We start from the raw sequence: 661 nt of genomic DNA on the forward strand, positions 1-661 counted from the left end.
CAAGATGGTACAATCTTCATTGGTGCAGTAGATCAAGAAATGATCTCAAAAGCACGTAAAATTATTGAAGACATCACACGAGAAGCTGTTGTTGGTGAAGTGTACATGGGCACAGTTAAACGCGTTGAAAAGTTCGGTGCATTCGTAGAATTACCTGGAGGAAAAAGTGGACTCGTTCATATTAGTGAGGTAGCAAATAAATTTGTCGAAGACATAAATGAACACCTTAAGGTCAATGACGAAGTCGAAGTTAAAGTGCTCTCAGTTGGAGATGACGGAAAAATTTCACTTTCTATCAAGCAAGCACAAAAACCTAAAAGAGAACGCAGAGAGAAGAGAGAACAATCTCCTGAAGACTTCGAGAAAAAATTATCAATGTTCTTAAAAGACAGCGAAGAACGCATGTCTACAATAAAAAGACAAGCTGAGTCACGTCGTGGTGGCAAAGGGCGTTAATAATTCTAAAGAGGCGAGAATACACTTCTGGCCTTTTTCTTGTTTAGAGGTGTAATAACGTGAAATTAAACGTGCGCTGGGCAAAAACAGATCATATCGCAATCGCCTTGTCGGGCGGTGTGGATTCAAGTGTGCTTTATCACATGCTTTCGACCAGTTACAAAGATACGTATCAGTCGCTTACTATATTCCACGTGAACCACGG

Annotated in this window: 2 protein-coding genes; both read left to right on the forward strand. The window is 40.4% G+C overall.

Translation table 11 applies throughout. The annotated features are described in order from the left end of the window. Window positions 1–39: 39 nt before the first annotated feature. Window positions 40–456 (forward strand): S1 RNA-binding domain-containing protein, encoded by a 417-nt coding sequence (locus ACFQY0_RS21275; RefSeq protein WP_379717094.1) that lies wholly within the window; start codon window positions 40–42, stop codon window positions 454–456. Window positions 457–527: 71 nt separating this feature from the next. After that, window positions 528–661, forward strand: a 134-nt coding sequence (locus ACFQY0_RS21280; RefSeq protein WP_379717097.1) for a PP-loop family protein, incomplete at its 3' end; no start/stop codon positions are given.

It is taken from the genome of Haloferula chungangensis, assembly GCF_042664875.1.
Taxonomy (GTDB): domain Bacteria; phylum Verrucomicrobiota; class Verrucomicrobiia; order Verrucomicrobiales; family Akkermansiaceae; genus Haloferula; species Haloferula chungangensis.

Bases quoted from the DNA above. Each gene is read 5' to 3' on its own strand.
- ACFQY0_RS21275 (WP_379717094.1), top strand. From the start codon at position 40: ATGATCTCAAAAGCACGTAAAATTATTGAAGACATCACACGAGAAGCT.